Below are 26478 nucleotides of genomic sequence, written 5' to 3'. Positions count from 1 at the left end.
ATAAGGTGCTGGCTTTTTTTCGGGATTTTTAATTATTATTTGTTGCAATGCTAGCTAAGTACCCCGTTCTGGACTTATCGATATCGACGGGTAAGTCTTCGGAGTTTGTTGATACCATTCTTCGCTTGGGCGCTGCCCGGTCCTCCGCCTACGTTTGCTTTGCCAACGTACACATGCTGGTAGAAGCCCAGCGCGACCCTGAATTTCGTCAAGTGCTAGACAACGCGGCCATCGTTTCGCCCGACGGCAGCCCGGTGGCGGCCGCGGTCGGTTGGTTCAACGATACTAAGCAGGAGCGTGTAGCCGGTATGGATCTGCTGCCAGCTCTGCTCGAGGAAGCGGCCAAGCGCGGCCAATCGGTTTATTTCTACGGCACTACCCAAACCATTTTGGATGCTATGGTAGCCCGTGCCAAGCGCGAGCTGCCCGCGTTGCGCATTGCCGGCATTCACTCGCCGCCTTTCCGGCCGCTCACGCCTGAAGAGGACGCCGCCGAAGTGGCCGCCATTAATGCCGCCGACCCTGATCTGGTATTTGTGGCGTTGGGCTGCCCGCGTCAGGAGCGCTGGATGGCTGCCCACCAAGGACGTATTCGGGCTTGTATGTTGGGTGTAGGGCAGGCATTTCCGGTGTATGCGGGCTTGGAGCAGCGTCTGCCGCAGTGGGCCCGCCGCCTGTGGTTGGAGTGGGCCTATCGGCTGTGGCTGGAGCCGCGCCGGTTGTGGAAGCGCTACCTAGTGACCAATTCGCATTTTGTTTATCTGATGACTCGCCACACCCTTGCCAACATGGGCAAAGGTCGCCGTGTATCCGTTTAGCCGGAGTCACGTATAAGCCGCCGAAGCCCGCAATGGGCTAAAAAATTTCATACTCGGCCGGTGCTTAATATAACAAAGACCAGAACTTGCTGCGACAACCTTGGAACATATTCAGGGTCAGTGCTATACAGTACAATTTTTAATTGTGCTTTAATGTTGGAAGTTGCTGAGTTATCCAAGAATAAGTGCATAAACTACGTTAAGAATTGACCTTTTGAAAAAATTGTTACTATTTTATATTGACATTATTATAATAATATTTATCTTTCAACAAACTTATATCCATCCATCCAAGGCTGATTTGCGTGGATTATGCCTTTGTTAAGCTTCTCTTCTCTCACCCCCTTATACCTTCTCATTGCATTTTATGAAAGCAGTAATTCTGGCCGGCGGTTATGGCACCCGCATTAGCGAGGAAAGTGGCGTTCGGCCCAAACCGATGATCGAAATCGGGGGCAAGCCGATCCTGTGGCACATTATGAAAATTTATGCGCACCACGGCATCACTGATTTTGTGGTGTGCTGCGGCTACAAGGGCTACCTGATCAAGCAATATTTCGCCGATTATTTCCTGCACAACTCCGATGTTACCTTCCGGATGGACCGCAACGAAATGCAGATTCACCGCAATAATGCCGAACCCTGGACTGTAACGTTGGTGGACACCGGTCAGGAAACGATGACCGGTGGCCGCTTGCGCCGCGTCCGCGAATACGTAGGCGACAGCACCTTCTGCATGACCTACGGCGACGGCGTGGGTGATATCGACATCACGGCGGCCGTAAAGCACCACCGCGAACAGGGCGTAATGGCTACGCTCACGGCAGTGCGGCAGCCCGGTCGCTTTGGGGTGTTCAACCTCGGCGAGGGCTCCGACAAAGTAGGCAGCTTCACCGAAAAGCCCGAAGGCGGCGAAACGCCTTGGATCAACGGCGGTTTCTTCGTGCTAGAGCCCGGTGTATTTGATTACTTGGAAGGCGATGACACCATTTGGGAAAAAGCACCGCTAGAGCATTTGGCCTCCAATGGCTTACTCGGCGCTTATCGCCACACGGGTTTCTGGCAGCCCATGGACACGCTCCGCGATAAAAACATGCTCGAAGAAATGTGGCATGCCGGTAAGGCGAAGTGGAAGGTATGGAGTGACAAACCCGCTACTGCCTCCTCCGACCCGGTCATGGCCGAAATCCTAGCCACGCCCGTTGCTGCCCCAGCCAGCGAGCGCGTAGCTTCCCCCACTGTTCTTAACTAAATACTATTTCATGCTAATTGCTTTCTTGATAACTAAAATATAACTATTTGGTTATCAAGAAGATGCGTAGATGTGTTGCGCGCATTTGCTAACTGGTTTCTGCTTCTTGTATATATGAAAAACATCAACCGCATCCTTATTACTGGCAATATGGGCTACGTGGGGCCGGGCGTGGTACGCCACCTGCGTCAGCAATTTCCTCAGGCTGAGCTTATCGGCTACGACATGGGCTATTTTGCTCATTGCCTGACCGGCGTAACGCGTTTGCCCGAGTCGCGCCTCGACCGTCAGGTATTTGGTGACGTGCGCCACCTGCCCACCGAGTTGCTGCAAGGCGTAGACGCTATTGTGCATTTGGCTGCCATTTCCAACGACCCCATGGGCCAGACCTATGAGGACGTAACGTTGGAAATCAATCATCAGGCCGGCATCGGGCTGGCGCGCCGTGCCAAAGAGGCCGGCGTAGGAGCCTTTGTTTTTGCCAGCAGCTGCAGCATGTACGGCGCTGGTGGCGAAGGTGCCAAAACCGAAACGTCGGATCTGAACCCGCTCACGGCTTATGCGCGCTCCAAAGTAGCAAGCGAAAAAGACCTCGCGCCTCTCGCCGACGATACCTTCACCGTGACTTGCCTGCGTTTCGCAACGGCTTGTGGCTGGAGCGACCGCGTACGGCTAGACCTGGTAGTCAATGACTTCGTAGCCGGTGCCGTAGCAGGTGGTGAAATCAACATTCTCAGCGATGGTACGCCGTGGCGTCCGCTGATTCACGTGCAAGACATGGCCCGCGCTATCGAGTGGGCAATTGGGCGGGAAGCCAGCAACGGCGGCAACTTCTTGGCCGTCAATGCCGGTTCTGATCAGTGGAACTACCAAGTAAAAGAGCTTGCCGAAGCAGTTGCCGCTGCCATTCCGGGCACGCGCGTGAGTCTGAACGCCGCTGCACCGCCCGACAAACGCTCCTACCGCGTAGATTTCAGCTTGTTCCGCCAGCTCGCACCTAACCACCAGCCCCAGCGTACGCTCGCCGACACCATCACGGAACTACGCGATGGCTTGCTCGACATGGGCTTCCGCGACGCCAGCTTCCGCAGCTCCCAGTTGATGCGCCTGCGCGTGCTCACGGCCCTGCGCGACAGCGACCAGCTCAACGAAGACTTAGAATGGAATGCCACATCGGGCGCCACCGCTAAGTTGCAGTCCGAAGCCGTGCTGGAAACTCCTGCTGCCTCCGTGGCCTAATATTTGTACTTCAAGATTTCGCGTTCTTTACCCCGTTTATTGCCCCCGTTATGATATTTACCGAAACCGAGCTGCCCGGTGCCTTTATCATTGACTTAGAACGCATGTCCGACGACCGCGGCTTTTTCGCCCGGTCGTGGTGCGAAGATGAATTTGCTGCACACGGCATTCTAATGCCGCCTTTGCAGGCGAATGTTTCGTCTAACCCCCGGCAGGGAACGTTGCGGGGCATGCACTACCAGTTGCCGCCCCACGAGGAAACCAAGCTTATCCGGTGCACCCGCGGTGCCATCTACGATGTGATAGTCGACCTGCGTGAGGAGTCGCCGACTTACGGAAAATGGATAGGCGTGGAGCTCACAGCCGATAGCTTCCGGATGCTGTTTGTGCCCGGTCGGTTTGCGCACGGGTTTATTACGTTGGCACCCAACACCGACGTAACCTACCAGGTATCGGCCAAATACGCGCCCGGTGCTGAGCGGGGCATCCGCTGGAATGATCCGGCCATTGGCATTAACTGGCCAATTCAGCCAGAGATCATTTCGGAGAAAGATCAAAATCATCCGAACTTCACGTTGCTCATACCAGATTCAATTAAAAATTAATTCGATCAATTAGTAAACGATTGATTATCAATGAATTAGTTGTTTGCTCAGATGCCGAACGCAGAATTTAATCCTACTTTTTTAGTCGCTTCAGATGCTTATTATAGATAAAGCGCTTGCCGAGCGCCAGCGGACCGGCAAACCTATCCGGGTGGCCATGGTGGGCGCCGGATTTATGGCGCGTGGTGTGGCCCGCCAGATCTGCTGCTATGTGCAGGGGATGGAACTGGTTGCCATCGCCAACCGCACCGTTGATAAAGCCCGACAGGTCTACGCGGAAGCCGGCGTAGCCGATTTGCAGGAAGTAAGCACCGTAGCGCAGCTCGAAGAATGCATTGAACGTGGACAGTGTGCCATCACCGACGACGCTTTGCTGCTGAGCCGCGCCGCCGGCATCGATGCCATCATCGAGGTAACCGGCGCTGTAGAGCACGGGGCGCAAGTGGTGCTCGAAGCTATTCAGCACCGTAAGCACATTATTCTGCTCAATGCGGAGCTCGACGGCACCGTTGGCCCTATCTTGAAAGTATATGCCGACCGCGCCGGGGTAATCTATACCGTCGCCGATGGCGACCAACCGGGTGTAACGCTCAATCTGGTACGTTTTGTGAAAGGGCTGGGTATCAAGCCGGTACTGTGTGGTAATATCAAAGGCCTGCACGATCCGTATCGCAACCCGACCACGCAGGAGGGCTTTGCCCGCCAGTGGGGGCAGAACCCCAGCATGGTGACCAGCTTTGCCGATGGCAGCAAAATCAGCTTCGAGCAAGCTGTAATTGCCAATGCTTTAGGCATGCGCGTAGCTCGCCGCGGCATGCTCGGACCTACCGTGGAACCGCGCACGCCCATCACGCAAGCTGCTAACTGGTATCCGCAGGAATTGCTGCTTGACGGCGGTCCTGGGATCGTTGATTATGTAGTAGGAGCTGAGCCTGGGCCGGGAGTATTCGTGCTGGGCACCATCGACGATCCGGTGCAGCAGCACTACCTAAATTTGTACAAGCTGGGCACGGGCCCACTATATTGCTTCTATACGCCGTATCACCTTTGCCACTTCGAAACGCCAACTACGGTTGCGCGGGCGGTGCTTTTTCAGGATGCAGCATTGGCTCCGCAAGGTGCTGCTACTGTGGAGGTTATCACGGCTGCTAAAGTTCAGCTCCGTGCAGGCCAAGTGCTCGATGGAATTGGGCACTACCATACCTATGGTCTGGCAGAAAACGCTGATATTGCTCATCAAGAAAATTTATTACCCTTGGGGGTGGCTGAAGGATGCGTACTGCGCCACGATGTGGCCAAGGACCAAGCGCTTACTTACGACGATGTCATTTTGCCGGAAGGTAGGCTTATCGACCGTCTGCGGCGTGAACAAGCCGCTTACTTCGGCTCGGGCGCAGAGGCTGCCGTCGACATTGAGCATTTGACCTTTGACCCAGCAACCAAGCTATAACGCATCTTTTTCTATCTTACTGACATGGATCAACTCGCTTCTGCTCCTCCTGTTCTTGCAAAAGAATCACTCTTTCCTCAGTCGAGTTTGAATATATTCTCAGCTCCCCTCGCAGCTAGCAGCGATCCGGTAGAACCGCCTGCAAGCCCGTGCCGTTTCTGCGGCTCTCCCCTCGATGTAACGCTCGTAAACCTAGGGACTTCGCCTTTGTGCCAAGACCACGTACGTCCGCATGAGTTCAACCGGGCCGAGTCGTTTTACCCGTTGCATGCCCGTGTTTGCCGCAACTGCTTCTTGGTGCAGCTCGATGAGTTTGTGAGCCCGGCCGAAGTGTTCAACGATTACGCATATTTCTCGTCGTATTCGGCTTCGTGGTTGCGTCATGCAAAGAAATACACTGATATGGCTGCGGAGCGCTTCGAGCTGAATCCGAAAAGCCTGGTGGTAGAGGTGGCCAGCAACGACGGCTACCTGCTGCAATACTTTGTAGAAAAGGGAATTCCGGTGTTGGGCGTTGAACCTGCTTCCAACGTGGCCGAATACGCCCGCGCCAAGGGAATCAACACATTGGTCCGCTTTTTCGGCCTCGAAACTGCCCGCCACATCGCGGCTACCACGGGCCAAGCCGACCTATTGCTTGGCAACAACGTGCTGGCGCACGTCCCCGACATCAACGACTTCGTGGCAGGCATGCAAGCCCTGATTAAGCCCACGGGAGTGATCACAATGGAGTTTCCGCACTTGCTGCGGTTGATGGAAGGCAACCAGTTCGATACGATTTATCACGAACATTTCTCGTACCTGTCTTTTTACACCGTCGAGCGCATTTTTGCCCACCACGGCCTCACGCTCTTCGACGTAGAAGAACTCTCGACGCACGGCGGTTCGCTGCGTATTTTTGCTCGCCACACGGCCGACGAAACTCATCCTGTAACGAAGCGAGTAGAGGCTTTGCGCCAGCACGAACTGGAAGTTGGAATAACGGACTTGTCGTATTACACTGATTTCGAGGAGAAAGCAAAAGAAACCAAACTCAAGCTGCTTGAATTCCTTATCAAAGTGAAACGGGCCGGCAAAACGGTAGTAGGCTATGGCGCGCCCGGCAAAGGCAACACATTGCTCAACTACTGTGGCATTCGCACCGACTTTTTGGAATACACGGTCGACTTGAGCCCCCACAAGCAGGGGAATTTTCTGCCGGGTACGCGCATTCCAGTGTGCCACCCCGACCGCATCCGTCAGACCCGGCCCGATTATGTGCTGATTCTGCCTTGGAACCTGCGTGAAGAAATCATGGAGCAGATGAGCGACATTCGGGAGTGGGGCGGACAGTTTGTGGTGCCCATTCCGGAAGTGAAAGTGTATTCTTAACCGGAAAATATGCTTCAACACTACACCTAAAAGCTTCGCAGGAAAAGTGAGCGGGATCGCAGCTTTTTTGTAAGTAATTGATTAAGTATTAGTTATGTAAATATACAGTTCTCAGAAGGTTCGCGACCACGGCTTTTCTGAGAACTGTTTATTTATGGCTCTGTATATGCTCGGGTTGGAATTTACTCCTGTTTCCAGTGTTGTTCCCGCTGCTGCGCCTGCAGATTTGGGTACGTTGTTGCATGCTTTGTTGCTGCGACTATACCCCATCTGTCGGAGCATTACGGGCAACGGCGTACGGCAAACGCTGGCCATTTTGCGCGAGCAGCTCCCGAATATGGTGGTCCACGAAGTGCCCAGCGGTACGCCCGCTCTGGACTGGACGGTGCCCCCTGAATGGAACGTGCGGGAAGCCTGGATAAAAAATGCTGCTGGTGAGCGCGTTATCGATTTTCGAAATCATAACCTGCACGTACTGAACTACAGCACGCCCAAACAGGGCTGGGTGCCGATTGCCGAACTGCGCGAGCATCTGTTTTCGCTCCCCGCGCAACCCGATCTGATTCCGTACCGCACTTCCTATTACAATCCGAACTGGGGCTTCTGCTTGTCGCACAATCAGTTACAAACGCTGAATGAAGCCGAATACGAAGTGTGCATCGATGCTACGCTCGACCCCAACGGCTCGCTAACGTATGGCGAACTGCTGGTACCTGGCGAAGTCGAAGACGAAGTCTTGATTTCGTGTCACTGCTGCCACCCGTCACTTGCCAACGACAACCTTTCGGGCATGGTGGTGGTGGCCGAACTAGCGCGGCAACTAAGTGAGCGTCCGCATCGTCTTTCGTATCGCTTTGTATTTGGCCCTGGCACCATCGGGGCGATTACGTGGCTAAGCCGGCAAACGCCCGATGGGTTGGCGCGCATCCGGCACGGCTTGGTGGCAACGCTGCTCGGCGGCGACGGCGCGTTCACTTACAAGCGTTCGCGACGCGGCAACGCCGACATCGACCGGGTGGTAGCACACGTACTGCGCACGGGCGGATACGCACACGAACTGCGCGACTTCATTCCGTATGGCTACGACGAGCGCCAATATTGTTCGCCGGGCTTCAACTTGCCGGTAGGCTGTCTATCGCGAACGCCTTTCGGGGAGTTTCCGGAGTACCATACTTCTGCCGATGACTGCGAGTTTGTGCAACCCGCCCAACTCGTCGGCTCGTTGGCTTTGTATGAGCGTGTAATAGAGGTTTTGGAAGGCAATCAATATTACCAGAACCTCAGCCCGTATGGGGAGCCGCAACTTGGCCGTCGGGGGCTGTACCAAGCCATCAAAAGCCAGGCTAGCCCTCGTGAAGCCGAAATGGCGTTGTTATGGGTGCTCAACCAAGCCGACGGCACGCACGACCTGATTGCTATTGCTGAGTGTAGTGGCTTGTCCTTCAATGTGATACGCGAAGCTGCTGCCCAGCTGCTTGCCGCCGGCTTGCTGGCGGAAAAGGCATCGGCGCTGTCCGAGCCGCCTCCTTTTTCCTGAACTGACCAGAGCTGGTGAAGGCCGGCTTGCTTTTTATCTGCGTTGCCATGTCCGCTTCTTCTTTATCTGAGTCTTCTGCTGCTGGTATAGCGGCCGAATCCGGTACTACTCGTGCTTTCACCCAGTCGCAGGCGTTGCAGGCGCGCTTTCACGCGGCCATTCCCGGCGGCAGCCATACCTATGCCAAAGGCGATGACCAGTTTCCGGAGTTTATGCCACCTTATCTGGTGCGGGGGCAAGGCTGCCGGGTATGGGATGTTGATGGAAATGAGTACGTTGAGTACGGCATGGGCCTGCGCTCCGTAACCTTGGGGCATGCCTATGCACCAGTAGTACAAGCTGCGCAAAAAGCGATGCTCGACGGCGTTAATCTGGGCCGCCCGACGGTCCTCGAGTTAGAAGCCGCCGAGGATTTCCTGCGCACGGTGCAGGCTGGTGAGATGGTGAAGTTTGCGAAAAACGGCTCCGATGTTACGACGGCCGCCATCAAACTGGCGCGGGCCGCTACGGGCCGTGATCTTATTGCCATCTGTGCCGATCATCCATTTTTCTCTACCGACGACTGGTTTATGGGGAGCACCCCGGTGCGGGCCGGGGTGCCCAATGCCGTGCGCGAACTCACCCTATCCTTCCGCTACAACGACTTGAGCAGCGTCGAGGCGCTGTTTTTGCAACATCCCCGGCAGATAGCGGCCTTGATATTGGAAGTTGAAAAAGACGTGCCGCCCGTGCCGGGCTTTCTGGCCGGCTTACGACAGCTCTGCGACCGCGAAGGCACGGTGCTGATTTTTGACGAAATCATCACTGGGTTGCGCTGGCACGTAGGCGGCGCACAGGCCGTACACGGCGTTCGGCCCGACTTGAGCACGTTTGGAAAAGCACTGGGGAACGGGTTCAGCATTGCGGCTCTCACTGGACGCCGCGACCTGATGGAACTCGGTGGATTGCTCCACGATCGTGAGCGAGTGTTCTTACTGTCAACTACTTACGGCGCCGAATCGCATGCCTTGGCTGCCATGCAGGCCGTACTCGAAACCTACCGGCGCGAACCCGTTATCGCGCACATGTATGAGCAAGGCGAACGGCTGCGACTGGGTCTCGAACAGGCCGCCCGCGACCAGCAGGTAGAAGATTATTTTCGGGTATTTGGGCCAGCCTGCAGCTTGGTATACGGAACGCGCGACGCAGAAGGCAAGCCTTCTCAGCCCTTCCGGACGCTGTTCTTACAGGAAACCCTGCGCCGTGGCTTGCTGCTACCGTCGCTTATCATCAGCTACGCGCACAAGCCCGCCGACGTTGATCTGACGGTTGAGCGCATTCACGAGGCGCTGGGGGTTTACCGCCGGGCTCTCACCGACGGGGTTGAGGTATATCTGGAAGGGCGGCCAGTGAAGCCGGTTTACCGGACTCATAACTAGTTGATAATCAATTATTTGTAAACTTGCGATTTTGTGTTGCTAACTTTAACACGCTTAATCTCCAGCTAAAAACCGTCGGGCTTCCACCAAATAGTATTGGTGGAAGCCCGACGGTTTTTAGCTGGAGATTAAGCGTCTATGTACTGCTCAATAGGCGAGCGCTTAAGCGTTTACGAGCTGTTCTGCCCATTCTGTCAGGGCATAAACTGATTTGATGCCTTCTTGCAGCGGAATGGAGGCGCGCCAACCTAGCGCATTCAACCGGCTGACATCCAAAAGCTTACGAGGGGTGCCATCGGGCATGAGTGCGTTGAACCGCACTTTGCCTCGAAATCCTGTGATGCGCTGGATAAGCCGCGCTAAGTCGCCGATAGAAATATCCTCGCCCGTCCCGATGTTAATGGCGTCGCTGCCGTTGTAGTGCAGCATCAGGTGCAGGCATGCATCGGCCAGGTCATCAACGTGCAAAAATTCGCGCCGCGGGGTGCCCGTGCCCCAGACCTCTACAGTGGATGCCTCTTGCTCGACAGCCGTGTGGAACTTGCGGAGCAGGGCCGGCAGCACATGCGAGTTCTGAAGATGGTAGTTGTCGTTGGGCCCATACAGATTGGTCGGCATAGCTGCAATGAAGGAGCAACCATATTGCTTACGGTATGCTTGGCAAAGCTTAATGCCCGCAATTTTGGCTACGGCATAAGGTTCGTTAGTGGGCTCCAGCAGGCCCGTGAGCAGATATTCTTCCCGAATGGGCTGCGGCGCCAACTTCGGGTAGATGCACGAAGAACCTAAGAACAAAAGCTTCTGAACGCCGTGGAGGTAACTTTGATGAATTACATTGCTCTCTATCAAGAGGTTATCGTAAAGAAACTCGGCTGGGTACGTATTGTTGGCATTGATGCCACCTACGCGGGCTGCGGTCAGGAATACGTATTCGGGTCGTTCGGCCGCGAAGAAATCAGCGACTGCTGCTTGGTTGCGTAAGTCCAGTTCGTCGGAAGTACGGGTGATAATATTCGTGTAGCCGCCAGCTTGCAGCCGGCGTAACAACGCCGAGCCTACCATTCCCCGATGGCCGGCAACATAAATCTTTGCGGAAATTTCCATTCGTAATGACAACTGTGAGTGAGGGCGGAGAGGAAGGGAACGACGGTTACTCGTCGTGAAGAAGTACCGCGTGCCCCGCTTCGAGCAGGTACGCATCGCGGCGGAATAGAGCCAAATCGGCCTGGACCATTTCCTGAACTAATGCGGCCAAGTCATAGCTTGGCTCCCAACCTAATTGGGTTTTAGCCTTGGTTGGGTCACCGATGAGCAACTCTACCTCCGTTGGACGATAATAGGCGGGGTCGATGGCTACAAGGATCTGGCCGGGTAAGAGAGCAAACTCTGGGTTGGCACAGGCTATTACATAGCCGGTTTCTTCGACACCTTCACCGCGAAAGCCTAGTTCTATTCCCAATTCGGCGAAAGCCAAGCGCACAAATTCACGCACCGTAGTCGTGACGCCGGTAGCGATGACAAAGTCTTCGGGCGTTTCCTGCTGTAACATTCGCCACATGGCTTCTACATAGTCTTTGGCGTGACCCCAATCGCGCTGAGCATCTAGATTGCCCAAAAACAATTGTTGTTGTAGCCCCAGCGCGATGCGAGCTGCCGCCCGTGTGATTTTGCGCGTCACGAAGGTTTCGCCCCGGCGTGGTGACTCGTGGTTGAACAGGATGCCGTTGCAGGCATACATACCATACGCTTCTCGGTAGTTAACTGTGATCCAATACCCATAAAGCTTGGCCACCGCGTAGGGCGAGCGCGGGTAGAAGGGCGTGGTTTCCGATTGGGGCACCTGCTGCACCAAGCCATACAGCTCGGAAGTCGAGGCCTGGTAGATTTTGGTCTTCTTCGTAAGCCCCAGAATCCGAACTGCTTCCAACAGGCGTAGCGTACCTACGCCGTCGGCGTCGGCTGTGTATTCGGGCGCGTCGAACGACACCTTCACGTGCGACATCGCACCCAGGTTGTAGATCTCGTCGGGCTGCACTTCCTGCACAATCCGAATCATGTTTGTCGAGTCCGACAAGTCACCAAAATGCAGCTTAAAGCGCACATCGCTTTCGTGTTGGTCTTGGTAGAGATGATCTATACGGTCGGTGTTAAATAAGGACGACCGGCGCTTGATACCGTGCACTTCGTATCCCTTTTCGAGAAGCAATTCGGCCAAATAAGATCCATCCTGGCCGGTTATGCCAGTTATTAATGCCTTTTTCATGAAAGGGACAGGTGTATTTATAATTATCTTAGTAACAAATATACTTTTATTAGGTAATAGTGCAAATAAATGAATGAAAATTAAAAGCTTTCTTTGTTCATTATCTATTATAAAGAAGAAGCGCTTACTGTTTCACAAGTGTTCACTTACAAGAGGAAGAGCAACGAAAAAGCCTGACGTATACTACGCCAGGCTTTTTCGTTGCTCTTAAGTCCAACTGATGGCCCGAAGGCATCGAACGGTTTATTTAACCAGCTTGATGGTCTTACCCGTCATACTTCCCGAAGTGAACCGGAGGTAGTATTGACCGGTAGGCAGATCTACACTGCTAAGATCCAGTGAGTTCTGCGCAAGTCCGCTGTTGACTGCGAGCGAAGTGCGGTACACTTCCCGGCCCATCTGATTAATCAGGGTGACGCCCATGGTTTCAGCAGCCTTTACATCGGTAGCTACCGTGACCTTATTCACGAATGGGTTTGGATAAGCCGTGGCAGAGGCAGTTACGCCAGCAGTTTTAATGTCGGTGGTGGTGAGGCCTGAGGTAGAGGCTTTTGTAATAACTTCCACACCCGAGAGGTTGGCATCACCACCGGTGGTCGTGATGCGGATCACACCGTTGGTAACATTCGTTGCGAAAGGGCCAAGTTTGCTCCACTTACCAGCTGAGCCGCTCGTGTAGTTAGCTACCGTTTGTCCGTTGATCATCATGCTGAACGTCTGCGAGAAGTTGTCTTCCCATACATATACATACACGTCGTAGGTGCCATTCGGTACGCTGCTCATCTGAACCACTGGGTTTTTAGACCAAAGTGAGGAGCGAATCATTTGAGCGCGAGCAGCGTCGGTAGAGGGCGTCAGGGGTACATTTTGAGCCGAGAAAAAACCACCGGTCAGTTGTACGTTGGCAGCTCCTGAGCCAGCTTCCCACTTGTTGCCGTCGATCGTGAGAGCGCTGCCACCCAGGTTAAGAGCCCGGTAGAACTTGTTGGTAATCACAGCAATAGGGGCTGCTACTTGGGCGGAGACGGCGGCGGAGGTGGTGGCGGCGCCGGCGTTGTCGGTAGCGCGGGCCGTGAAGCTGTAGGTGCCGGCCGGGGCGTTGGCCCAGGTGAAGGCGTAGGGCGCCGTGGTGGTTTCGCCCAGCTTGGTGCCGTTTTGGAAGAACTCGACTTTGGCCACCGTGCCGTCGGCGTCGGCGGCTTTGGCCGACAGGCTCACCGTCGTGCCCGACACGGTCGGGGTCAGCGCCACCGTCGGCGCTTGGTTAACAGGAGCAGGAGTTGGGGTTGGGGCAGGTGTAGCTGTTGCGGCACGGAATAAGGCCGAAGCGGGTACCGTTTGCTTGCTTACCCCCGGACCTTGGTAGCTCACAGCCAGAGTTTCCTCACCACTGTTCTCGAAGAAGGTCACGGTCAGGGCGTGCTTGCCGGCTTTCAGGCCGATGGCGCCGCCGCGCTCTTGGGCAGCGTGAATACCGTTGTTGTCAACTACCAACTGGCTGCCGATGAAGAGCTGGCTGCCGTCGTCGGAGGAGGTGTAGAAGGTGTACTCGCCGTCGGTGGGTACTTCGATATAGCCTGTGTAACGGAAGCCGAAGTTGTCGTTGCGGTTGCGCGGGCTCAGATCGAACGTTGACACGGTGCCTTGCTTCACGATGGCTTGGCTGTTGAAGTCGGGCAAACCGGTCCAGGTACCTTCGTGGTAGCTGTAGGCCAACCCGTTAACTATATTGCTCGGGTTGTCAGCTGCGCGTAGTGCTACGAGAGTAGGAGCGGGGGCCGCAACTTGGGCGGACACGGCGGCGGAGGTAGTGGCGGCGCCGGCGTTGTCGGTAGCGCGGGCCGTGAAGCTGTAGGTGCCGGCCGGGGCGTTGGCCCAGGTGAAGGCGTAGGGCGCCGTGGTGGTTTCGCCCAGCTTGGTGCCGTTTTGGAAGAACTCGACTTTGGCCACCGTGCCGTCGGCGTCGGCGGCTTTGGCCGACAGGCTCACCGTCGTGCCCGACACGGTCGGGGTCAGCGCCACCGTCGGCGCTTGGTTTGCAGGGGCTTGAGCAACCGTATTAGCGGCCAATGGGCCTAACGTAATGGCTTTGTTGCTAACCTTGGTTAACCATGAGGCATACTCATCCTTCTCGGTCTGGAGGGAGATGGTGCCTGTTATTCCCTTGTTGTTTACGTTGGTATGTATGTTTCTGAACCAGAAGTCGTTACGACCATTGTACACAGAGGTCTTAACATAGCCAACTTGGTTGTCGTGGAACGAGATGTTGAAGAAGGTATCGCTGACGTTGACGTTGTTATCGACGCTGTTAACCGAGAACATACCCACGTTTGACGACTGCAAATACTGACCGTTAGCCAAGTAACCACCTGATACTACGCGGTTGTCAAATACTTCAATGTCATGGCCGTTCGCAACGGCCACGCCGTAGTGGGTCGTGCCGATAATCTGATTGCTGTAGCATTTGATGAAGCCGCTGGCATCCACAAGCGAGGTTGGGTTGCCGTCGCCGAGCATGATGCCGCCGCCGGTATGGCCAGGGTCAGTGGCTACTACCGGATAGCTGCCCTGAATCAAGTTATCATGAATCAACAGGGGGCTGTCGGAAGTGCCGTTCGATTTGAAAATGTTGATGTTATCCTCAACAAAGCTATTGTTAGCCGTGTTGATAACCTCGTTCCAACCGATCTCCATGCCTCGTACGCCCTGGGCGCTATTGAGCTGGATAAACTGTGCAAATGCGCCGCGCGTCGTGCCGGGGAAACGACCGTCGATGTTACGCGCTTGGTTGTAAAGAACCTTAACGGATTGGTTGGTGCTGCGGTCGCCGGCGTAGCCAGCGATGTAAATACCAGCCGTCTGCTCCATATAGTTATGTTCCAGACGAACATTCTTCACTTTAGCCGACTCGAAAAAACGACCAGGGCTGTAGCCGCTGACATTAGGAGTGAGGCCGTACCCCCGGGTGTTCCGAATGGTCACGTCGCCGTTTAACATCGACATCACCAGATGACCGCGGCTCCGAATCACCGAATTTTCGATGATTACTGGCTCACTCGTTTCAATTTTAACGGCTGCCGTTTTGGAGTCTTGGCTTTCCCAGTTTCCACTGTAGGTGCCACCTTTCGTGATGGTGATAGGACCACTGTACGTCACGTTCGGCGACTGCGAATGGGCTTGTTGTGCTACAGGACCCATCAGCAGGATGAGCAGCATTGCCATTACTGACCCGTAGTGGGGGAGTTGGGATACTAACTTCTTCATTAGGGGGCGCAATTGTACTTTTAGAGTTTGGGTTCGGAACGATGGGAATGTAGCCGGCCGGGCTACATTCCGGTAGTCAGTGCTTCTGCTCAAAATTTCTAGGTTATTTCAAATGCTTACTTCTCTTCTTGCCAACTGTGCAATTGAACTTCGAGGACAAAGCTAAGAAGTAATACTTGGACTGGAAAGTCTAAATGTTATATTCTTGAACCGTTTGTCAATAATATGAACTATTGAAGATTATAACAATAATGTGGCAAAATAAATTTTAAACGCTCTAAATGATGGTATTTATTTAACTATTCTAATACACGTTCAAAATTATGTTATAGCCTATCACGGATATATTAAATTAAAGTAGATATTATGTTTTTGTACTTTTATTATAATGAGATGGAGTATAATTTTTGAAGATGCTCCAAACGTTCAAATTGACCGAATAGTATGTTTGTTCGTTTTGTCGTTGGTGACGTGACAGACCTTTTAACTCGGTTTTAACTTTTTTAATATCACGGCTCTATATATCGTTTCGCCAACGCTTGAGGTGGCTTGGGAAAACCCTGGTATTCGCCAGCAAAACAATCTGAACTAATACCAGAGGCAGCAAGCTCTTGGTACAGGCTCGCTACCACATCCAAAGACTTAGGGTAAATAAAAAAGCAGCTTCCCCTCCCTGTATTAGAGAGGGGAAGCTGCTTTTCGTGGACGCGGTTGGGGTGTAAGTGCCTGTACTAAAGCGGTCGTTTACAACGATTAACGCAGAAAATAGCCTACAATGCGGCGTGCGTAGCCATTAACTAAGAATAACGGTAGGTAACGTGGTGGGCAGTTGCGGCGCGCAAATCGTGTGAAGTCGCGCAAGTTGGCACCACCTCGGATACTGAACAGGTGGTTGTAGTAATTGCGCAGGCTCTTTCGCTGGCGGTTTTGGGTGTCGCCGCTTTCTTCAGGATAGGTGCCCAAATGGGCATCGAAGTTAAGATAGACCTCAAAGCCGGCCAGCCGGGCTTGGTGGGTAAAATCGTAATCGGCGTAATAATGCGGGAGAACTTTCTCGGCAAACATCCCAATCCGATCAAACACTTCCCGCGGAATGAGCAGGCCACGGCCGGGCAGGTTTTGGGTGCGGTGCAAGCCGCGGCGTTGCTCGGGCGTTAACTCATGGAGCAAGTTGCGGAAGCTGCCGGTGCGCCAATCGAGCCAGCCGCCGCCATAAATCGGCTCTTGGGTGCTGGCATCCAACTCGAATGCGCCGTAAAGCGCCGGCGGACGGCTTTCGGCAGCCTCCATCATGCGCGCCACAAAATCTGGGTAAGCCACCACATCGTTGTTCATGGTCATACACCACGTGGCGCCTTGCTCTAGCGCGTAGCGAAGCCCCAGATTTACGCCAGCCGTCCAAAACAAAGAGCCCGTACCAGGCAGCACAGTCACTTCCGGGTAATCGGCTGCGAGAACAGTAGCAGTACCATCCGTTGAGCCATCGTCTACGATTACCACCCGAAAATTCGGGTTGGTTTGTTTGCGTAGCGAATCGAGGCAGGCACGGGTATACTTAAGCCGGTTGAAAACTGGAATGACGATGTATAACATAGTAGGCAGGGACAAAAAATAAATGGGCCAGCAGCTAGCTACTAGCAATGGGGGCTGTCGGCGGAGCGCTAGGCTGGGCTTCCTCCTGAAGTTTAGGATCAGCGGTACCGTAAAGCCGGAGCAATTTGGAAAGGGAATCACGCATTGAGTAGTGCTTTTGAATAAACTGCCGAGCGGCTGCTCCGTACTTAATACGTAATTCTGGCGACTCAATCAGCTCGTACAGAGCCTCGGTTAGTGCCTGGGGGTTTGGCGGTACGCACCGGCCGGTTTGGCCGTCTTGTACAAGATCGCGCAGGCCATAATTGTCGTACACGGCAGCAGCCATGCCGCAGCTCAGCGCTTCGAGTAGCGAAATGCTAAGCCCTTCGAACATAGAAGGCATGACGTAAATATCGGCCGCTAGTAGTGCCGTGCGCACATCGTGCAATTGGCCTACGAAGCGTACAATATCGCTAAGGCCAAGTTCTTGGGCCTGCTTTTGTTCGGCAAGATGCGTTTGCCCTTCGCCTACATGGAGGTAAAGCAGAGGGCTCGAAACCCTCGAACGTAGTGCAGCAAGTGCTTCGAGAATGGCGCCGTGATTTTTGATGGCTGAGCAACCCCCAACCGAAATAAGTACAACGGTCCCGTCAGGTACTTGATAATGACGGCGCGCCGCAGTCCGCTCTTCGGCATTTCGGGCGGGTACGAAGTAGCTCTCATCAAGCCAGTTAGGCACCAAGGTGGTCGGATTGTAGTAAGTGATTTCTTCTACCTGTGCCACCGAAGGCCCAATGGCTGTAAACCGTGCACCCAATTGCCGGGCAATCCAACGGTATAGCCCGCGCCGCATCCTGACCTGTCCTTTGAAAGCAAATGCATTGTGCACCGTCGAAACCAGATGCGGCACACCTGCCAGGCGTGCTACCAGCAAATACCAGAAGAAATTCTGCTCGGTATGATTGTGTACAACTGTGAATTTTTGCTGCCGCAGAAAGCGGTACAGCTGCCATAAATGTCCGATCGAATAGTTTTTGAAGGGCCGATGGTGCACCCTGAAGCCCGCTGCCGCCAGCGTATCGGCGTAGTCGCCTACCTCCGAACCGTCGGCGAGCATGTGCTGCTCATAGCCCTGCGCATTTACAGTGGGTGCAGCAAGGCGCAGCATTACTTCGGCGCCGCTAAAACGCAACGCGTGAAGTACATGCAAAACTTTAGGGTTGTGTTGAGAGTGCGCCATGAAACCAAAAAAAGCAGTAGCTGTGTAAACTATTGATTATCAGATTATTGTATATTAAAAACTGCCCCTACTCCTGTAATGTATTATGCTTTGAAAGAGGTTAGCGGAAGGCTATGGATTTTACTTCTTATAAACTGCTAATAATAAGGAAGTTGTAAATCTATGCCAGAAAGGGTGCCACATTACGAAGTCGCGCAACTACTTTGTCGCGGAGAGTGCCCCGCAGTTGACGGTAATCTGAAATCGTGTCGCGCAGGACGAACGACGGATGCCGATACGGCTGAGCAAGCGCTCTTACAGGGAGCTCGGCCAAAGGATGCGCGGCATTGTGCGTATGCGTGGCGCCGCCCCCAAAACCAATGTTGCTGATCAGGTTGACTGCCGGCGTGATGCACAGCCCCGATTGTACCAGCACGGCAAACGACCATTGGTAATCCCAAGTGTCGAGGGTGCGTGCGTGGGTTGCCCACAGTGGCTTAAGCAACATTCTGGCTTCCAGTGAGTTGAAAAAGCGCCGCCAGAAATAATGCTTGCCTTCCAGCTCCGGAAGTAGCCGCGTGGTTACATCGTAATGCTGCCAAGCTCGGCGCCAAGTAGCCCAGCCCCAAATTGCTGAGTAGTTGGAAAAATAGTATGAGTAATCGGGATCACGGTGCCAGCCACGGAGGTAGTTGGTGCCGTTGATGTGCATCACGCGGGTATCGTCGCGATAATGATGCAGCATCTCCTCGCAATATGTATAAAAAGAGGGTTCCGGCAGGCAGTCGTCTTCCAGAATAATGCCTGCCTCTTCGTGGCTGAAAAACCAATCGATGGCTCCGCTCACGGCCTGCCGGCAGCCCAGGTTTTCATCCCGAAACAAGGTGTGCACTTCGCAGGGCCAGTCGACGCCATCCAGAATTTGCTGGCGTACAGTTGCACAGGCTTCGGCTTCGGCGGGCCGACCGGCGCGGGGGCCGTCGGCGGCTACGTACAGGCGGGGTGGCCGCGCAGCCCGAATAGAATCCAGTACGCGGGTCGTAACATCCGTACGATTGAATACCACAAACAATATCGCTACGCGGGGAGCGGTGGTTGGAGGGGCGGCAGAAGGGGCAACGGTAATCATAGCTAGGCGTGCTGAGGAACCGAAAGATCGGAAGGAGCGGTGGCAGAAGGGGCGTTAGTGGGCAATGCCTCGTGCAAGTGCTCCGGATCGTCTTCAAGGACTCTGATGCGCAAAAGCCCAAACCCAATTAGCCCGTAGGTGCTCAAAGGCAAAGGGTAAGAGTAGCCATAGATCAACGTGGAGACAATGAGGGTCGACCAAGCCAGAGCTTCCGGCGATACCGGGGGGCGACGCACCAGCCGAAGAGCAACGCTCAAGTGAGGCAAGATGAAGACAATCAGGCCGATACCGCCAAGGTAGAAAAGTACATCTAGGTAGAAACTGTGGAAAAAGTGGCCGTAACCGTCTTCGAATACGGTGCCGCCGTTTTCCTGCTCGGGATCGTAAAACTGAATGGGCAGTTCGAAACCTTCAAACCGCATGCCGGCAACCGGATGGCTGACCACGAAGGGCCAGTACGAGCGGAACTGCTCCCGCCGCCACAAGCCAGTACCTTGACTCGACGAGTTTTCGATGTCCGACATGTTCTCCGATACCTTGTCCAGCACCTCGGGGTAACTGACCAAGATAAAGGTTGTTGCCAGCATCATCAGCACCACCGGAATGCCGAGCATCGGGGTTAGCTTCGAGAGGCTGATGCGCTGTGGCGCCACCCGTAGCAATAGCAGGAAGTTGACTCCCAGCGCAGCAGCGCTCACTACCCACACCGTCCGGTGCTGAAAGAAGAAGATGGCGCCCGCTGCCATAAAAAACAGCAGCAAATGCTTGGCAGCTCGCGTCGTGAAGTACGTGTTGAAGTGGTAAAGCAGAGGCGTGACCAGCAGCAGCGCCGAGGACGCTACAATGCCCCGGTCGTGGTTGAGAAATGCCCCAATGGAAACCGCTTTGTAGTTGACCAACCCCAGGTTAAGCACAAATCCGATCCAGATCAACGTGGAAATGTCGCCCATGGTAATGCGCCCAAACCGGTTGTAGAAGGCGTAGGAAGCAGTCAGGATGTACAATACCATCGCTTTCTGGAATACGTGGGGATAAATCATAGGCACCCCATAGCGAAGCAACGATTCGCAGACCAGCAAGGCCGTAATGGTTGTAGCCCCCCAAAATACCCAAAGCGTAATGCCCCGCATGTAGCGGTACAGCAGCACGCTTACCAGAATGCTGCCGCCGACTAAAATGCGGGTATAGAGCTGAAGTCCGTAGGCTGAGCTATCCTCAGAGGCTGCACCGCTAAGAAGGTCCGAAAACAGAACATCGGAATACAGCGCTGCCAGTATGCCGACTATATAGAGAAAGCGAAAATTAATTTTCATAGAGTACGTGCCTAACTGCTGGTAGCCAGATCGACTTGAGGCGCGGTCTGTGTAAGGGGTTGACCTGCAAGTACTTGTCGATAAGCAGCCTCATAAGCCGCCGTAACGGCAGGAATAGAAAATCGCTGCGAAACCGCAACAGAGGAGTAGGTGCTAAGCGCCTCGTAACGAGATGGTTGCGTCAGCAGATCGTAAAGCGCATCGGCCATGGCAGTAGGAGAATTTACATCGACCAGCACACCACAGCGGCCTTCGTCGAGCACCCACGGCACCGCTCCCGACGTTTCGCCGGCCACCACGGGCAGGCCCGCTTGCATGGCTTCGACCAGCGTCATGCCGAAGGATTCTTCGCGAGCTGGGTGCAGCAGAATGTCGAAATCGGGCAGCAGGTTCAGGATATCGGTGTGTGACTTAAGGCCCGCAAAATGCACGCCGTCGGTGGCGGCATTGGCTTCGGCCCAGCGCTGGGCTTGGCCTCCGGGACCGTATTCGTCGCCAAATACCCAGTATTCGACTTTAGAACCCAAGCGGCGCCGCAATTCCTGAAAAGCCAGCAGAGCCGTATCGGCATTTTTGCGCTCCGACCAGCCCGTAAGCAAGGAAATGATGCGATAGGGCGGCTGGGCCGGAAAAGAACGCGGCCCGCCGGGCGCTTGAAGCACGGCATTCGGAACGACAATTGGCTTACGCTTAGCAGTTTCCAACGCCTTGGCCAGATAAGGCGACACAGCCGTAAAATTGCGTCCCCGGCTCAGAACCAGTAACTTCAGCATCAGCCGAAACACCCGGTACAGATCCCGCTGGTAGCGCAATACCAGCCACGGATCGTCGTGGAGCGTAACCAAGTGCGGCCACCCGCTAGCCAAAGCCCCCCGCGCAAACTCGTAAGCCCAATGGGCGTGCACAATCTCAGGATTGTCCTGAATGATGAAATCCCGAATCTGATCGGCTTCTTTTTTAAACAAATCGAAGCACCGATAACGGGCTTTGTTGCGGAAGTGGCCTACGTAGATAGTCAATTGTGGCCCCCGCAACACCACCGGCTGCCTAAGCTTGAGGTCCAGAGTATAGATCGAAACGGCGTGCCCGGCGGCGAGTAACCCGGTTACCAGAGGCGTAATGGCACTCCCCCCCAAGCCAGTAGGCTGGGCAACTCCCTCCGGCAGATCGAGGTACTGATGCAGCGCGGGGATGTCGATAGGAGTGGCAAGTCCGATTTTCATAAGGGTAAGCTAACTCCGGTTAGATCATGGACCGCACTACAGAAACGGCCTTTCGCCACAAAGGCCGGAACGGCGGGGGATATGATACGGCCGGATCGAAGAAGCCCCGTTGCGAGTAGTCGACCCGAATGCCGTGCTGGGCAAACAAATCCACTACTACATCGGCCACCCACGTACCGCGGTAAACGCCAGTAGTCGGAGCAAAGGGCAAGATGGCATGCGCCGGATAGTCAAACTGCGTCCGGTCGATGGTGTAGGTTTTGTCGTTGGCCTTCCGGATGCGGCGGGCGATATAATATTCGGTCTGCCAAGGGTCTTCGTGCGCCCGGAAATACCGGCCCATCCGCTTCACGTTCCATAGCGAAGGCATGGCGCTGAACACATACGGGTCGGAGCTGTCGATTTCCCAGAGCAACGGGTAGGGGCTAGGGCGGAAGGGTCCATGGTTGGCATGGTCCGTAACACCGATGTAAAGCAAGTTGTGGTCGTGCATACAGGCCACAAGCTCATTCATAACGTCGCTGCGAACCCGATCATGCAAGAAGATGTCTTCGTTTAGATAAAGTATAACTTCTTCTTTTACAACGTGTTGTAAAGCAAGCTTGATGCGCTTGCCACTTACAATGGTGTTGGTGCCAGCGAAGCGGGCTACCTGCGTGCATATGATGTTAAGGCCGGGAAATTTGAAATCCTTGGTTTCGGTATTCAAATAAATCGTGCCTTTGTAGTCAGGCCAGTAATCGGCAAAAAGGATAAAAAAGGGCTCCCAACAGTCAGAGTAACTATCGGTACTGCTCACAAACACAGCAAAGGATGGTTGGGAGGGAGAAGTCATAGTAAAAATTGACAATAGATAATGTAGTTAAGCGGGTTGAAGAATAGATGAAGAAGGGGAGACTATCAGCTGCTCGACGCGGCCTATGATTTCTTTGAGCGGAAGCGCGCCACCAACAACTGCTTGTTGCGAAGTGCCGGCTGCAATGTATTGGTAATTATGCCCTAATGCGGTTGCCAGACGAGCGTAGCAGTCGTTGAAGTAGCCGTTGGGAAATATCTCTAGTACGTCCAAACCTGGATTGGCCCACACCATGTGGGTAAGACCGGCTCCGTGTAGGGCAATGATGGTTTGGGCTCCAGCATAGCATTGTACTTGTTCCGAAAAATCGAGGTTTTCGTTGTATACGATTTCCACACCAAGGTCATTCAGCGCCTCTTCCAACTGCGCCTCATCGGCTAGTTGCCGGGCAGTGGCCAACCGCCGGGATATATATACGTGTCGACGACCGGGAATGTCTTCTTCAGGCAACGGTGACAGAAAAGTCTGTCGCAACTCATGAATAGCCGACGGATGTACAAAGCCTGCATCGGACTCTACGGGCAGTAGTTGCAGCTGCGGCACTCGTACAGCCCCGTCAGCCCGCACGGTCTGTTGTTCCCAATCGGGACCAAAAGCCAACGCCAACGCCTGACCCATGTAAGCAGGGCAAGCCGCCGCAGGTGGCAACAATAGCTTGGCATCAGGCCAGCGGCGCTTGGCCTCCAACGTGTTAGGCAGAATTTCGGTAAGCCAATGGAAAAAAGGGCTGGGCGGACAAACCACAACAGGCCCGGAAGCGACCAATGGTTGCAGGGGCAGCAGCAGCTCGGGAGTATTATTGCCCCAACCCGCCAATCGGCGCACCGAGCCAATGCTTTCGGCCAAGGTCACGTTGGCGGCCGGGATCCAGGTGAGGCCTGAATAAGGCGACACGCACACATCACGCAACGAGTAGGCAAAGCGCGCACCAAATGCTTTGTGCCGCCGGAAATACGTGGGGTAATAAATCGGAAAATCGTAGTAAACAACTTGCGGCTCTTCCAACTCCTCAATGGCTGAAACATGCGGTTGCAGGCTGTCCCAGCCGGAAATTTCGACCAGCGAACGGGCCGCAGAAGCAGGTAGGCTACCGGCCACCGGTCCGAGTAGCGTACGGCTAAATCTCTTGACTAATACGCTCCGGACATTCGCTGCCACCCAACCTTTGGGGCGACGGCCAACCGGCGACGGAGCCAGCAAGTTGATGAGGCGGTCGCGAAGCGGGCCGGGCCGTAGGTGTTCCCGGATCTCGTGGTAAAAGCGCATCCGAACGAAGCGGTTCCAAGGCATGAGCAATTGCCCGAACAGCGCTACCGCACCCAATGGTAGCAAGATCAGCAGCTGTAGCAGAGCGCCCGCGTGCAATGCGGCCAAACCAAGGCGTACACTGCCCAGCACGATTGCAACCAGCAAGCCTGTAAACAGGGCCGGCCAGTAGCAGCTCCAAAGCTCAGCAATGGAAATCGACAAATACCGCCGAATGGCTAACTGATATGCTAAGTTGCGCACCACTTCTACCGCCAGAATGGTCAAGACCATAGCAGTCAGGCCATAATGCGATGATACCCAGAGGCCTGCGCCCATCACCACAATCAGGCAACTCTGCAACGCCACTTTAAACTTAAGCTTGGCCAAGGCCTCGCAGAGCGCGCCGCTGTACATGGTAAGCAGGTTGAAACCCACCACCAAAGCCAGTAAGCCCAACAACGGAATAGCAGCATCCCACTGCGGCCCCAGCGCTACGCGCACGATAGGCTCAGCAGCGGCAGAAATACCGGCGGCCAATGGCAGCAGTATCCACACCGACAGCGTAATAGCCGTCAGGTAGAGTTGGCGCAGCTTAGGCAAATCATTTTGTAGGCTGCTGTACGAAGGCAGCAAAACCCGCGAAATACTGTTGCTAAGATGATATAACGGTAAATGCACCAGCATCAGGGTGCGGTTGTACAGGCCCAGCGACCACGTGCCCAGCAAGCGGCCAATTCCGACACGGTCGAGGTTACTGCCTACAAATTCGAGGATGCTAACTGCCGAAACAGCGCCCCCAAAATGCAGGAGCGGCTGGTAGTGTTCCCAGCGAATTGGCGGACTCAGACTATGGCGAACATAAAGCCACGCCACCACGGCCGTCAGGAGTTGGTTAGTGAGTGTGGCCCCAACCAGACTCCAAATCCCGTAGCCAGCCCAAGCCATGCCCAAGCCTACTACACCATAACCAAACAAGAAGCTGCCCAACTCGATCCGCGCCAGCAGATCGAAGGCCAGCTGCCGCCGTAGCAGGCTGAGCGAAGTGGCGCCTAGGCTTGTGAACAGGAAAGTAAAGGACATAGCCCGCAGTACTTCCACCACGCCTGGCTCCGAGAAAAGATGCTTAATGAGTGGGGCGCCCAACCATACAATCCCAGTTGCGGCAAGGCCCAGCACAAGCGCTACCGTGAACGTAGCTCGCACGTGAACGGGCTGTAGATCCTGACGCTGGATAAGCGCTTGCTCCAGACCCATTTGGGCAAAATAGCTGCCGAAGCTAATGACCACCATTGCCATCCCCATCAAGCCAAAATCGGCGGGCGTAAGCAGGCGCGACATGACCGCCGAGTACACGAATTGCAATACGGCAATAGCACCCGTCGCAATCATGCTCCAGCGCAAGCCGCGTAAGGTGCTAGCCGGTATAGAGGATGAATCAGACATCGTGAAAGAATCTCAGGTGTAGCAATAAGCAGTGCGAAGCTGCTTACCGAGAGCAGAAAACTAGAGCGCCAAAAACCGATCCGAAGCGAGCGGAATCAGTAAATAATAAAAATAAAATAATGGCTACTTTAACATAAATATCTGATTATCAGATATTTATGTTAAACGGTGGTCGCGGGTCGGGTAAGCATTCTTTTGGCGATAACGACTAAGCGCGGAAGCTTATTCGCCAATGTCAGCAGGCGTTGTGGACTCCAGACGGGGTTTGGAACGCCCAGATAACGGCCCAAATAGCCTGCCAAATTAGTGGGGGCCAGCCGCCAAAAAGCAGAATCGCGGCGCAGCATCTGCCGACAGAGCACGGGCAAGCCTTGCATCTTTTCGTTGGGCAAATGCCAGATCGTGAGCTGCACATCGGAGCGCCGCACGTTGGTGTTGCGGTACGACGTCCAGATCCGGCGGATGAAAGGACTCGTGTCGGTCCAGGGCCGCGGCAGGCGGTTGCACACGAAGCTGGTCAGGTATTCGTCGCCGTCGAAGAGGGTGCGCCCACTGCTAAAGCGCGGCGGGCCAGCGGGATATTCAACGAGCACTTGGTCCTGAATAGCCCGTAGCTGCTCCACCACTTCGCCCAAACGGGCCCGGCTCCCCCCGATGATCTCGCCCCCAAAATGCAGAGGCGCTTCCACGGGGTAATTGGGATCAAGTTCGCGATACAGGTTTCCCATATCGCGGCGACTGAGGCCGTGAATCTTGGTGTCCGGGGTCGACTCCGGTTCGGCGTCGAGCAGGAGCAAGGCGTCGCTTTGCACCAGACTGATCAGCTTCGGATCGGGCCGCGTCCATACGCAGTCCGAATCGAGCAGCAGGCTGTGGTCGGCCGCCGTGGGCTTCGCCAGTTCCTGTAGCACATCTAGCTTGTAGAAGGCATTGCGAAACTCCTTGGAAAAGCGCTGCGGCGGGCAGAACGTCTGAAAACTCAACTGCCTGATTTCCACCCCGATACTCGATAGGAATTCGCGGTGGTCTACGCCGTCCCAAGTGGCGGGGGCAGCGTCGTTGGTATAGAGCAAGTGCCGGGCATCCGGATTGCAGCGCACCGAAGTAGAAAAGAATACAACGGTGCACTGCCAATAAACCCGGCGCCGCTTGTCGGCGCTTACATCGCGTAGTTGGGGGTAAAACGACGCTGGCTCGTGAGCTTCGTCAACGCAAAGGCTGGTTACGATGTCCATCAAAAGACCAGTATGAATGA

General features: G+C 54.6%; 19 protein-coding genes. 8 read left to right on the top strand and 11 right to left on the bottom strand.

Annotated elements, in window-relative coordinates:
- Positions 1 to 47 precede the first annotated feature (47 nt).
- The 8 genes from FHG12_RS01735 to FHG12_RS01700 all read left to right on the top strand — a co-directional run bounded on the left by FHG12_RS01735 (position 48) and on the right by FHG12_RS01700 (position 9690).
- A complete protein-coding gene (locus tag FHG12_RS01735; protein ID WP_139513969.1) occupies positions 48 to 818 on the top strand; it encodes a WecB/TagA/CpsF family glycosyltransferase in 771 nt (256 codons plus the stop codon).
- Between the two features lie 367 nt (positions 819 to 1185).
- Positions 1186 to 2070, top strand: a complete 885-nt coding sequence (gene rfbF, locus FHG12_RS01730) for a glucose-1-phosphate cytidylyltransferase (RefSeq protein WP_139513967.1) — start codon at positions 1186 to 1188, stop codon at positions 2068 to 2070.
- 114 nt (positions 2071 to 2184) lie between these two features.
- Entirely contained in the window at positions 2185 to 3309 is a 1125-nt protein-coding gene (locus tag FHG12_RS01725; RefSeq protein ID WP_139513965.1) for an NAD-dependent epimerase/dehydratase family protein, read from the top strand.
- Between the two features lie 50 nt (positions 3310 to 3359).
- Positions 3360 to 3914, top strand: coding sequence for a dTDP-4-dehydrorhamnose 3,5-epimerase (gene rfbC, locus FHG12_RS01720; RefSeq protein WP_139513963.1), 555 nt, complete (start codon positions 3360 to 3362; stop codon positions 3912 to 3914).
- Positions 3915 to 4008: 94 nt separating this feature from the next.
- Complete coding sequence (locus FHG12_RS01715; protein WP_139513961.1) at positions 4009 to 5364, top strand: NAD(P)H-dependent oxidoreductase; 1356 nt, start codon at positions 4009 to 4011, stop codon at positions 5362 to 5364.
- Positions 5365 to 5451: 87 nt separating this feature from the next.
- The gene (locus FHG12_RS01710; protein WP_230471256.1) at positions 5452 to 6735 is read left to right on the top strand and encodes a class I SAM-dependent methyltransferase; all 1284 of its coding nucleotides are present in this window, start codon (positions 5452 to 5454) and stop codon (positions 6733 to 6735) included.
- Between the two features lie 154 nt (positions 6736 to 6889).
- Positions 6890 to 8272: a DUF4910 domain-containing protein gene (locus FHG12_RS01705; RefSeq protein ID WP_139513957.1), complete on the top strand. Its 1383-nt coding sequence runs from the start codon at positions 6890 to 6892 to the stop codon at positions 8270 to 8272.
- Between the two features lie 47 nt (positions 8273 to 8319).
- On the top strand, positions 8320 to 9690 hold the full coding sequence (locus tag FHG12_RS01700; protein ID WP_139513955.1) for a glutamate-1-semialdehyde 2,1-aminomutase: 1371 nt from the start codon (positions 8320 to 8322) through the stop codon (positions 9688 to 9690).
- 162 nt (positions 9691 to 9852) lie between these two features.
- Here FHG12_RS01700 and FHG12_RS01695 read toward each other — a convergent pair whose 3' ends face one another.
- From FHG12_RS01695 to FHG12_RS01645, 11 genes are all read right to left on the bottom strand, one after another.
- Positions 9853 to 10794, bottom strand: coding sequence for a GDP-L-fucose synthase family protein (locus FHG12_RS01695; protein WP_139513954.1), 942 nt, complete (start codon positions 10792 to 10794; stop codon positions 9853 to 9855).
- 46 nt (positions 10795 to 10840) lie between these two features.
- Positions 10841 to 11953 carry a GDP-mannose 4,6-dehydratase gene (gene gmd / locus FHG12_RS01690; RefSeq protein WP_139513952.1) on the bottom strand — a complete coding sequence of 371 codons (1113 nt, stop codon included), beginning with the start codon at positions 11951 to 11953 and terminating at the stop codon, positions 10841 to 10843.
- Between the two features lie 243 nt (positions 11954 to 12196).
- Positions 12197 to 15217 (bottom strand): Ig-like domain-containing protein, encoded by a 3021-nt coding sequence (locus FHG12_RS01685; protein ID WP_139513950.1) that lies wholly within the window; start codon positions 15215 to 15217, stop codon positions 12197 to 12199.
- 753 nt (positions 15218 to 15970) lie between these two features.
- Entirely contained in the window at positions 15971 to 16810 is an 840-nt protein-coding gene (locus FHG12_RS01680; protein ID WP_139513949.1) for a glycosyltransferase family 2 protein, read from the bottom strand.
- A gap of 34 nt (positions 16811 to 16844) precedes the next feature.
- Positions 16845 to 18002: a glycosyltransferase gene (locus FHG12_RS01675; protein ID WP_165699271.1), complete on the bottom strand. Its 1158-nt coding sequence runs from the start codon at positions 18000 to 18002 to the stop codon at positions 16845 to 16847.
- A 190-nt stretch (positions 18003 to 18192) separates the two neighbouring features.
- Complete coding sequence (locus tag FHG12_RS01670; RefSeq protein ID WP_139513947.1) at positions 18193 to 19140, bottom strand: glycosyltransferase family 2 protein; 948 nt, start codon at positions 19138 to 19140, stop codon at positions 18193 to 18195.
- Between the two features lie 2 nt (positions 19141 to 19142).
- A complete protein-coding gene (locus FHG12_RS01665) occupies positions 19143 to 20453 on the bottom strand; it encodes an O-antigen ligase family protein (protein ID WP_139513946.1) in 1311 nt (436 codons plus the stop codon).
- 11 nt (positions 20454 to 20464) lie between these two features.
- Positions 20465 to 21676, bottom strand: coding sequence for a glycosyltransferase family 4 protein (locus FHG12_RS01660; RefSeq protein ID WP_139513945.1), 1212 nt, complete (start codon positions 21674 to 21676; stop codon positions 20465 to 20467).
- Between the two features lie 19 nt (positions 21677 to 21695).
- The gene (locus FHG12_RS01655; RefSeq protein WP_139513943.1) at positions 21696 to 22511 is read right to left on the bottom strand and encodes a hypothetical protein; all 816 of its coding nucleotides are present in this window, start codon (positions 22509 to 22511) and stop codon (positions 21696 to 21698) included.
- Between the two features lie 27 nt (positions 22512 to 22538).
- Complete coding sequence (locus FHG12_RS01650; protein WP_139513940.1) at positions 22539 to 25223, bottom strand: oligosaccharide flippase family protein; 2685 nt, start codon at positions 25221 to 25223, stop codon at positions 22539 to 22541.
- A 161-nt stretch (positions 25224 to 25384) separates the two neighbouring features.
- On the bottom strand, positions 25385 to 26458 hold the full coding sequence (locus FHG12_RS01645; RefSeq protein WP_139513938.1) for a hypothetical protein: 1074 nt from the start codon (positions 26456 to 26458) through the stop codon (positions 25385 to 25387).
- Positions 26459 to 26478 lie beyond the last annotated feature (20 nt).

The sequence above is a fragment of the Hymenobacter jejuensis genome (genome assembly GCF_006337165.1).
In the GTDB taxonomy this organism is placed as follows: Bacteria; Bacteroidota; Bacteroidia; order Cytophagales; family Hymenobacteraceae; genus Hymenobacter; species Hymenobacter jejuensis.
The sequence above is the reverse complement of the archived record's forward strand: the minus strand, read 5'-3'. Positions and strand labels throughout refer to the sequence as shown.